Raw genomic sequence first — 10,130 nt, forward strand, 5'->3', positions numbered from 1 at the left:
ACCATCACGACCGAGGTCTGCACCTGGTTCTACGACCATGACCGCCAGTACCCGGCCGAACTGCGCGACCAGGTCGCCGCGGCGCTGGCCGGGATCGAGGCGCTGGTCGGGATGCGCTTCGGCGATGCGGAGAACCCGCTGCTGGTTTCGGTCCGCTCGGGCGCCCGCGCGTCGATGCCGGGGATGATGGACACCGTCCTCAACCTCGGCCTCAACGACGTGACCGTCGAGGGGCTGGCGCGGCGCAGCGGCGACCCCCGCTTCGCCTATGACAGCTATCGCCGTTTCATCCAGATGTTCGGCAACGTCGTCCTCGACGTCGACCACCACCATTTCGAGGAGATCCTGGAGAGCCACAAGCTCGATCTCGGGCTCCATCTCGACACCGAACTCTCGGCCGAGCACTGGAAGGCCGTCGTCGCCGACTACAAGGCCAAGGTCGAGGAGATCCACGGCCGGCCGTTCCCGCAGGACCCGGTCGAGCAGCTCTGGGGATCGATCGGCGCCGTCTTCGGCAGCTGGATGAACCAGCGCGCCATCACCTACCGCCGGTTGCACGACATCCCTGAAAGCTGGGGCACCGCCGTCAACGTCCAGGCGATGGTGTTCGGCAACATGGGCGACGACTGCGCCACCGGCGTCGCCTTCACCCGCGATCCCTCGACCGGCGAGAACGCCTTCTACGGCGAATATCTCGTCAACGCGCAGGGCGAGGACGTGGTCGCCGGCATCCGCACGCCCCAGCACCTGACGATCGCCGGCAAGGTCCGGAACGGCTCCACCCTCCCTGCCATGGAGGAGGTGATGCCGACGGTGTTCGCCGAGCTCGACCGCATCCGCGGCGTGCTGGAGAGGCACTACCGCGACATGCAGGACATCGAGTTCACGGTCCAGCAGGGCAAGCTGTGGATGCTGCAGACGCGCAACGGCAAGCGCACCGCGGCCGCCGCGCTCCGCATCGCCGTCGCCATGGCCGACGAGGGCCTGATCGACCCGAGGACCGCGGTCGGCCGCATCGACGCCGCCTCGCTCGACCAGCTCCTCCACCCGACGCTCGACCCCAAGGCGGAGCGCAAGGTGCTGGCCAAGGGCCTGCCCGCCTCCCCCGGCGCCGCGTCGGGCACCGTCGTCTTCAGCGCCGAGGAGGCCGAGACCCGCGCCCAGCGCGGCGAGGACGTCATCCTCTGCCGCATCGAGACCAGCCCCGAGGACATCCAGGGCATGCATTCCGCCCGCGGCATCCTGACGACGCGCGGCGGCATGACCAGCCACGCCGCCGTCGTCGCCCGCGGCATGGGCCGGCCCTGCGTCGCCGGCGCGGGCGAGTTGCGCATCGACTACCGGGCGCGGACGATGACGGTGCGCGACACCGTCGTCCAGGCCGGCGACCGCATCACCATCGACGGCGCCAGCGGCGAGGTCATGCTGGGCCGGGTGCCGACGGTCGAGCCGCAGCTCTCGGGCGACTTCGCGCGGCTGATGGAATGGGCGGACGGCATCCGCCGCATGAAGGTGCGGACCAACGCCGAGACCCCGGCCGACGCCCGCACCGCGCGCAAGTTCGGCGCCGAGGGGATCGGCCTCTGCCGCACCGAGCACATGTTCTTCGACGCCGGCCGCATCGTCGCCATGCGCGAGACGATCCTGGCCAACGACGCCGACGGCCGCCGCCGGGCGCTCGCCAAGCTCCTGCCGATGCAGCGCCAGGACTTCGCCGAGCTCTTCCGCATCATGCGCGGCCTGCCGGTGACGATCCGCCTGCTCGATCCGCCGCTGCACGAGTTCCTGCCGCACACCGACGCCGAGATGGCCGAGCTCGCCGCCGCCATCGGCACCGGCGCCGAGCAGGTGCGCCAGCGCGCCGCCCAGCTCCACGAATCGAACCCGATGCTGGGCCATCGCGGCTGCCGCCTCGGCATCACCTACCCCGAGATCTACGAGATGCAGGCGCGCGCCATCTTCGAGGCGGCGGCCGAGGTCGCGGGCGAGGGCGGGGAGGCGGTCGAGCCCGAGATCATGGTGCCGCTGATCGCGACCCGGAAGGAGCTCGACATCCTGAAGGCGGTGATCGACCGGGTGGCGGGCGAGGTCCAGGCGGCGGCCGGCCGGCCGATCCGCTATCTCGTCGGCACCATGATCGAGCTGCCGCGCGCCGCCCTCAAGGCGGGCGACATCGCCGGCACGGCCGAGTTCTTCAGCTTCGGCACCAACGACCTGACCCAGACCACCTTCGGCCTGTCGCGCGACGATGCCGGCAACTTCCTGCCGGCCTACGAGCGCCAGGGCATCCTCGAGCACGACCCCTTCGTCACCCTCGACATCGAGGGCGTCGGCGAACTGGTGGCGATCGCCGCCGAGCGCGGGCGCAAGGCCCGCGAGGGCCTCAAGCTCGGCATCTGCGGCGAGCATGGCGGCGACCCCGCCTCGATCCGCTTCTGCGAGACCGTCGGCCTCGACTACGTCTCCTGCTCCCCCTACCGCGTCCCCATCGCCCGCCTCGCCGCCGCCCAGGCGGTGCTGCACGGCGACCGGGTGGCGAGCACGGCCTGAGGATTCCGCCGCCCCCACGGCTGGGAACCCGACCGTGGGGGAGCGATCTCGGCTACCGCGGCCGCGAGTGGGCGCTTGCCCCCGAGGGTCGGGAGGCCGTCCTCGCCGTCGCCGGGCTCCGGGTCGCCGCGCCCGCGAGCATGGGCGCCGAACTTCGGTCGCTCGCCTCTCGATGATCGTTGCGACCGGCCGGTCGCCGCGATGCACGGGCAGGCAATGCTCATCCCAGCGCCCTGCCGCTCGCCGTCAGGCGCAGCCCCACGGCATGGGCGGCAGCGAGCGCCTTGCCCGGTTGGGCGGTAGGTTTCCCCGCCTCCAACTCGACGATGAAGCGCTCGCCGCTGGCGATGGCGAGCGCCAGTTCCCGCTGCGTCAGGCCAAGGGCCTTGCGGGCCGCGGCTACGGCCGCGCCGAACTGGCGAGCGTTTTCGATCCTGAGCTGCATCCCGATCGGGAAGATCGGGGCTTCCACGCACCCGCCGAACGCGAAACCGTCCCGATCGGTACGGGGTGGTCCCGGCCGTCGGCGCTCAGAACCGCGCCCAGTCCGGCCGGTGCGGGACCAGCTTCGCCGGGCCGGCCTCGAGCGGGCGGCCCGCGGCGGCGGCGGCTTCGGCGGCTTCCAGGCGGACGAGCGCGAGGCCCAGCCCGTCGCGGCCGGAGCGCATCTCGCCCGCGTCCTTGCCGTCGAAGGTGAGCGGCGTGCCGGGCTCCGGGACGGGGCCCTCGATCGCGACCGGCATCAGGCGCTTGCGGACGAGGCCGCGATACTTGGTGCGGGCGGTCAGTTCCTGGCCCATGTAGCAGCCCTTCTGCCAGTCGACGCCGTTGAGCTCGTCGAACCCGGCCTCGAGCAGGATCGCCTTCTCGACCGGCAGGTCGCGGCTGCCGTCGGGCACGCCCTGGGCAAGGCGCAGCCGGTCGTAGTCGGCGAACGGCGCCTCGGCGAAGCCGCGGGCCTGGGCCGCCTTCTCGGCCTCGCCGCGCGGCAGCACGGCGCGCAGGCCGAGCGCCGCCAGCCGCGGATCGACATAGGCGACGCCGCCCGCGGCCGCGACCGCCGCCCCCGCCTCCTCCGGCAGGCCGAAGGGATGGCCGGCGCCGGGGCCGAAGAGCGCGAGCACCGTCCAGTCCTCGCCGCCGTCGCCCAGCGTCACCTTGGAGCGCAGCCGGTACATGGAAAGCCGCTTCAGGAGATCGGCGCGCCGGCCCGCCTCGATGTCGAGCAGCAGCGTGTCGCCGAGCTCGACGATGAAGAGGTCGTGCAGGAACCGCCCCTGGGGCGTCAGGAAGGCGGCATGGATGGCCCGGTCCGGCGCCGCCCGCTCGACGTCGTTCGAGACCAGTCCCTGCAGGAAGCTGCGCCGGTCGGGGCCGGCCACGGTGAGGACCGACCGCCCCTCCAATACGGTGAAGCGAAGCGCGTTCATGGGGCATCACCCGGGGTCGAATCGCGGATATCTGATCGAAATAGTTGGTCTTGCCGGCGCCTTCGGCAAGCCTGGGCGGCCCCGGCACTGGTGGCGGCGGCCCGGCTCGGCGTATAAGCCGGCCCTGCAATGGCCGGCCTCCTCTTCATCACTTCGACCAGGATCGGGGACGCGGTGCTCTCGACCGGGCTGCTCGACCGCTTCATGGAGATGCTGCCGGCGGCCCCGGTGACGGTCGCCTGCGGGCCGGCCGCCGCCCCCCTCTTCCTCGGCCTGCCGCGGCTGGAACGGGTCCACGCCATGGCCAAGCGCCCGCGCGGCGGCCACTGGCTGGAGCTGTGGCGCGCCGCGACCGGCCGGCGCTGGGACGCCATCGTCGACCTGCGCGGCTCGGCCATCTCCTGGTTCCTGGTCGCCCGCCGCCGCTTCGTGCGGCGGCGCTGGCGCACCGACGACGACCGCCACCGCGTCGTCGAGCTCGGCGCCGCCTTCGGCTTCCAGCCGCCGCCGGCCCCGCGCCTGTGGCTGGGCGCGGCCGACCGCGCCCGCGCCGCGGCGCTCCTGCCCGAATCCCTGCCCCCCGACGGGCGCCCGGTGCTGGCGATCGGCCCGACCGCCAACTGGGCCGGCAAGGAATGGCGCGGCGACCGCTTCGCGGAACTCGCGCGCCGCCTCGTCGCGGCCGGCGGCCCGCTCGCCGGCGCCGCCGTCGCGGTGCTGGCGGCCGAAGCGGAGCGCCCGCGGGCGCAGCCGGTCCTCGACGCCCTGCCCGCCGACGCGCGCCTCGACCTCGTCGGCCTGTCGCTGCCGGAGGCGGCCGCCTGCCTCGAACGGGCCGCCCTCTTCGTCGGCAACGACACCGGCCTGATGCATGTCGCGGCCGCCGTCGGCGCGCCGACGCTGGGCCTCTTCGGCCCGTCCGACGAGCGCCACTACGCCCCCTGGGGCGAGCGCGCCGCCTTCGTCCGCACGCCCGAGAGCCATGCCGAGCTGACCGGCGGCCCCGGCTTCGACCACCGCACCACCGGCACCCTGATGGACGGGCTCACGGTCGCGGCGGCCGAGGACGGCGCCCGCCGCCTCCTCGCCCGGATCGGGCGGGCCGCATGACCGCGATCACCGCCCTCGTCGTCGCCCGCAACGAGGCGGCCCAGCTCGCCGACTGCCTCGCCCGCCTCGCCTTCGCCGACGAGATCGTCGTCGTGCTCGACCGCACCACCGACCAATCCGCCGCCATCGCCCGGCAGTTCGGCGCCCATGTCCTGGAAGGCGCCTGGGAGCGCGAGGGCCAGCGCCGCAATGCCGGCATCGACGCCTGCACCGGCCCGTGGATCGTCGAGGTCGATGCCGACGAGCGCATCACCGCCGAGCTCGCCGCCGAGCTGCGCTACGTCATCGCGGTCTCGCCCTTCGCCTGGCACGAGCTGCCGGTCGACAATTATGTCGGCGGCCACCTCATCCGCCACGGCTGGGGCGGGTCGTTCGGCAAGCCGGCCTATCCCGGCCTCTTCCGCAAGGGCGCCAAGGTGTGGGGGCCGCAGCGCGTCCACCCGCGCCTGACGCTCGACCCGCACAAGGGCCCGCGCCTCGAGAACCCGGTCGAGCACCTGGTCGACCGCAACCTCTCGGACATGCTGCAGCGGCTCGACCGCTATACCAGCCTGCGCGCCGCCGACCTGCGCGAGGCGGGCGACCCTGGCCGGCTCTCGACCAACCTGCGCCGCGTCGTCACCCGCTTCTGGCACTGCTATGTCGGCCGCAAGGGCTATCGCGAGGGCGGCTACGGCCTCGCCATCGCCATCTGCGCCGCGCTCTACCCGCTGCTGTCGCACCTCAAGGCGACGCTGGAGGACGAGTGAGCACCGCGGCGCCCCCGCGCCTCTTCCAGGCCATGGCGGGCGCCGTCCAGGGCGGGGCGGAGAATTTCTTCGTGCGGCTGGCGGGTGGGTTGCACCGTGCCGGGGTGGCGCAGCGGGTCGCCATCCGGCGCAACCCGGCGCGCGCGGCGGCGCTGCGGGCAGAGGGGGTGGAGCCGGTCGAGCTCGAATTCGGCGGCTGGTTCGACTTCCGCACGCGCCCCGCCCTCAGGCGGCTGGCGGCGGAGTGGCGGCCCGGCGTGGTGCTGACCTGGATGAACCGCGCCACCCGGATGATGCCGCGCGGCCCGTGGGTCCATGCCGCGCGCATGGGCGGCTACTACGACCTGAAATACTACCGCCACTGCCACCACCTCGTCGGCAACACGCCCGACATCGTCGCCCACATCGTCCGCCAGGGCTGGCCGGCCGAGCGCGCCCACTATCTGCCGAACTTCGTCGAGGACCGGCCGGCGGCACCCGCCGACCGCGCCGCCTTCGCGACGCCGGCGGGCGCGCCGCTGCTGCTGGCGGCCGGGCGCCTGCATCGCAACAAGGGCTTCGACACGGCGCTGGCGGCGCTGGCCCGGCTGCCCGACGCCGTGCTGTGGCTGGCCGGCGAAGGGCCGGAGAGGGGCGCGCTGGAGACGCACGCGGCGGCGCTCGGCGTCGGCGCCCGGGTTCGCTTCCTCGGCTGGCGCGACGACATGCCGGCGCTCCATGCCGCCGCCGACGTCTTCGTCTGCTCCTCCCGCCACGAGCCGCTCGGCAACATCGTGCTCGAAGCCTGGGCGCAGCGCCGGCCGGTGGTCGCCGTCCGCTCGCCCGGCCCCGAGGGGCTGATCGCCGATGGCGAGACCGGCCTGCTGGTGCCGCAGGAGGACCCGGCAGCCCTCGCCGCCGCCGTCGCCCGGGTGCTGGGCGACGCCGCCCTCGCCGCCCGCCTCGGCGCCGCCGGGCGCCGGGCGCTCGACCGCCAGTTCTCCGAGGCGGCGGTGGTCGGGCAGTATCTCGACTTCTTCCGCCGGATCGCCCGCTGATGTGCGGCATCGCCGGCCTGATGACGCTGGACGGCCGGCCGCCGCCGGCCGCCATGCTCGACGCCCTGCTGGCGGCACTCGCCCATCGCGGCCCGGACGGCGAGGGCCGCCATGTCGCGGGCGGAGTCGGCCTCGTCCAGAACCGGCTCGCCATCATCGACCTCGTGACCGGCGACCAGCCGATCCTGGAACGGGGCCGGGACGCGGGCGGTGCCGCGCTCGCCGCCAACGGCGAGATCTACAACTACATCGAGCTGCGCGCCGCGCTCGACGGGGTGCGGTTCCAGGGCGGGTCGGACTGCGAGCCGCCGCTCCACCTCTATCGCCGCCACGGGCTCGACTATGCCCGCCACCTGCGCGGCATGTACGCGATCGCGATCCACGATCCCGACGCCGGCCGCCTCGTCCTGTCGCGCGACCCGTTCGGCATCAAGCCGCTCTACTATGCCGAGACCGCCCGGGGCTTCGCCTTCGCGTCGGAGCCGCAGGCGCTGGTGGCGGCCGGGCTGGTGGTGGCGGAGCTGGACGAGGGCGCCCGCGCCGAGCTGCTGCAGCTCCAGTTCACCACCGGCGCCCGCACCGTCTTCCGCGGCATCCGTCGCCTGCTGCCGGGGGAGACGGTCGCGGTCGAAGCCGGCCGCATCGTCGAGCGCCGGCGCTTGGCCGCCCTGCCCGAGGGCGTGCCGGTGCCGATGGCCGAGGCCGACGCCCTCGCCCGGCTCGACGCCGCGCTGGAGGAGAGCGTGCGCCTCCACCAACGCTCCGACGTGCCCTACGGCCTCTTTCTCTCGGGCGGGATCGATTCGGCGGCCGTGCTGGCGATGATGACGCGGCTGGCCGAGCGGCCGGTGCGCGCCTTCACCGCCGGCTTCGGCGGCACGGGTGCGGCCGACGAGCGCGCCGCCGCGCGCCGGCTGGCCGCCGCCGTCGGCGCCGAGCATGTCGAGGTCGATTTCGCGGAGGCCGATTTCTGGCGCCTGCTGCCCGCCGTCGCCGCCGCCATGGACGACCCCGCCGCCGACTATGCCGCGCTGCCGACCTTCAAGCTGGCCCAGGTGGCCGGGCAGGAGCTGAAGGTCGTGCTGTCGGGCGAGGGCGGCGACGAGACCTTCGCCGGCTATGGCCGCTACCGTGCCGCCCGCAGGCCCTGGTGGCTGGGCGGCCGGCGGCCGCGCGGCCGCGGCACGTTCGACGGGCTGGGCCTGCTGCGCGAAGGGGTCGCCGCCGGCTGGCGCGACGGCATCGCCGCCGCCGAGGCCGCCGCCGCCACCCCCGGCCGCACCCGGCTGCAGGCGGCGCAGGCGGCCGACTGCGCCGACTGGCTGCCCAACGACCTCCTGACCAAGCTCGACCGCTGCCTGATGGCGAACGCGGTCGAGGGGCGCACGCCCTTCGTCGATCCGGTGCTGGGCGGCCTCGCCTTCGCCCTGCCGGACCGCCTCAAGATCCGCGACGGGCGCGGCAAGTACCTGCTGCGGCGCTGGCTCGCGGGCGCGCTCCCCGCCGCCGACGCGTTCGCCGCCAAGCAGGGCTTCACCGTGCCGGTGGCGGAATGGATGCGGGCCCGGGGCGACCGGCTGGGGCCGCTGGTGGCGGCGCATCCCGCCATCGCCCCGATCGCCGAGCCATCCACCGTCGCCGCCCTCTTCCGCGCCGACGGCAAGCGCGCCGGCTTCGCCGCCTGGACGCTCCTCTTCTATGCCCTGTGGTTCGGCCGCCATATGCTGGGCCGGCCCGTCACCGACGACACGCTGGCCGCACTCGCCGCCTGACCCCCACCTGCCGGAGGCCCCCCATGCCGCAGCCCTTCGATCTCGTCGTCACCGGAGGCCAGGTCTTCACCCCGATGGGCCTGCTCGAGAGCGACGTCGGCATCCTCGACGGCCGCATCGCCGCCATCGGCGGGCTGGCGACGGCGGCGGCCGCCCGCCGCATCGACGCGCGCGGGCTGACCGTGCTGCCGGGGATCATCGACACCCAGGTCCATTTCCGCGAACCGGGGGCCGAGCACAAGGAGGATCTGGCGACCGGCACCGCGGCCGCCGCCATGGGCGGCGTCACCACGATCTTCGAGATGCCGAACACCAAGCCGCTGACGCTGACCGCGGCGGACCTGGCCGAGAAGCTCAAGCGGGCGGGCGGCCGCGCCCATGTCGACCATGCCTTCTTCATGGGCGGCAGCGCCGCCAACGCCGAGCATCTGCGGACGCTGGAGCGCCTGCCCGGCTGCTGCGGCGTCAAGGTCTTCATGGGGAGCTCGACCGGCGATCTCTTGGTCGAGGACGACGCGACGCTCGCCGCGATCCTCGCCAACGGCGTCCGCCGCATGGCCGTCCATGCCGAGGACGAGGCGCGCCTGAAGGCGCGCAAGCACCTCGTCGCCGGCGGCGCGCCGCCGACCATGCACCCCGAATGGCGCGACGCCGAGACCGCCCTGCTGGCGACCAGGCGCCTCGTCGGCCTCGCCCGGCAGGCGCGGCGCAAGGTGCATGTGCTGCACATCACGACGGCCGAGGAGATGGAGTTCCTCGCCGGGCACAAGGATCTCATCACGGTCGAGACGACGCCGCAGCACCTCACCCTGGCGGCGCCCGAATGCTACGAGCGGCTCGGCACCTATGCCCAGATGAACCCGCCGATCCGCGACGCGCGCCACCGCGAGGGCCTGTGGCGGGCGGTGGCCGACGGGGTCGTCGACGTGCTCGGCTCCGACCATGCGCCGCACACGCGGGACGAGAAGGACAAACCCTATCCCGACAGCCCGTCCGGCATGCCGGGGGTGCAGACGCTGGTGCCCCTGATGCTGAACCACATCGCCGAGGGCCGGCTGACGCTGGCCCGCTTCGTCGACCTCATGTGCTCCGGCCCGCAGCGCATCTACGACATCGCCGGCAAGGGCCGGATCGCGCTCGGATATGACGGCGACCTGACGCTGGTCGACCTCCAGGCGAAGCGGCGGATCGAGAATTCCTGGATCGTCAGCAAGTGCGGCTGGACGCCCTTCGACGGGATGGCGGTCACCGGCTGGCCGGTCGCGACCGTGGTCCGCGGCCAGGTCGTGATGCAGGACGACCAGCTCCAGGGCAGCCCCGTCGGCCGCCCGGTCCGCTTCGCCGACTGCCTGCCGGCCTGACGGCCGCTACCCCGGCCAGGGACAGTTCGCCCGCCCGCACCCGCGGGCGCCCTTGGCCGGGATATAGGCGCCGCAGGTGCCGCAGGCGACGAGGTCCTCCACCGGCTTCGCCTCCGGCTCC

General features: G+C 74.1%; 8 protein-coding genes. 6 read left to right on the forward strand and 2 right to left on the reverse strand.

What is annotated here, in order from left to right; all coding sequences use genetic code 11:
• A partial coding sequence (gene ppdK, locus ACE3Q3_RS20765) for a pyruvate, phosphate dikinase (protein ID WP_374449154.1) occupies nucleotides 1–2,550 on the forward strand: 2,550 nt, incomplete at its 5' end.
• A gap of 220 nt (nucleotides 2,551–2,770) precedes the next feature.
• Here ppdK and ACE3Q3_RS20770 read toward each other — a convergent pair.
• The gene (locus ACE3Q3_RS20770; RefSeq protein WP_374449155.1) at nucleotides 2,771–3,022 is read right to left on the reverse strand and encodes a helix-turn-helix domain-containing protein; all 252 of its coding nucleotides are present in this window, start codon (nucleotides 3,020–3,022) and stop codon (nucleotides 2,771–2,773) included.
• A gap of 58 nt (nucleotides 3,023–3,080) precedes the next feature.
• Nucleotides 3,081–3,980: a folate-binding protein YgfZ gene (locus ACE3Q3_RS20775; protein ID WP_374449156.1), complete on the reverse strand. Its 900-nt coding sequence runs from the start codon at nucleotides 3,978–3,980 to the stop codon at nucleotides 3,081–3,083.
• A gap of 129 nt (nucleotides 3,981–4,109) precedes the next feature.
• On the opposite strand from ACE3Q3_RS20775, the gene ACE3Q3_RS20780 reads away from it, so the two are divergent.
• From ACE3Q3_RS20780 to ACE3Q3_RS20800, 5 genes are read left to right on the forward strand one after another with little or no spacing between them, the layout of a single operon-like run.
• Nucleotides 4,110–5,090, forward strand: coding sequence for a glycosyltransferase family 9 protein (locus ACE3Q3_RS20780; RefSeq protein WP_374449157.1), 981 nt, complete (start codon nucleotides 4,110–4,112; stop codon nucleotides 5,088–5,090).
• Nucleotides 5,087–5,839, forward strand: coding sequence for a glycosyltransferase family 2 protein (locus tag ACE3Q3_RS20785; RefSeq protein ID WP_374449158.1), 753 nt, complete (start codon nucleotides 5,087–5,089; stop codon nucleotides 5,837–5,839). Before ACE3Q3_RS20780 ends, ACE3Q3_RS20785 begins: the two co-directional genes overlap by 4 nt.
• Nucleotides 5,836–6,876 (forward strand): glycosyltransferase, encoded by a 1,041-nt coding sequence (locus ACE3Q3_RS20790; protein ID WP_374449159.1) that lies wholly within the window; start codon nucleotides 5,836–5,838, stop codon nucleotides 6,874–6,876. The genes ACE3Q3_RS20785 and ACE3Q3_RS20790 overlap by 4 nt, the downstream gene beginning before the upstream one ends.
• Nucleotides 6,876–8,648 (forward strand): asparagine synthase (glutamine-hydrolyzing), encoded by a 1,773-nt coding sequence (gene asnB, locus ACE3Q3_RS20795; protein ID WP_374449160.1) that lies wholly within the window; start codon nucleotides 6,876–6,878, stop codon nucleotides 8,646–8,648. The genes ACE3Q3_RS20790 and asnB overlap by 1 nt, the downstream gene beginning before the upstream one ends.
• Nucleotides 8,649–8,671: 23 nt before the next feature.
• Nucleotides 8,672–10,009 (forward strand): dihydroorotase, encoded by a 1,338-nt coding sequence (locus ACE3Q3_RS20800; RefSeq protein ID WP_374449161.1) that lies wholly within the window; start codon nucleotides 8,672–8,674, stop codon nucleotides 10,007–10,009.
• Nucleotides 10,010–10,130 lie beyond the last annotated feature (121 nt).

The organism is Allostella sp., assembly GCF_041913585.1.
Classification (GTDB): domain Bacteria; phylum Pseudomonadota; class Alphaproteobacteria; order ATCC43930; family Allostellaceae; genus Allostella.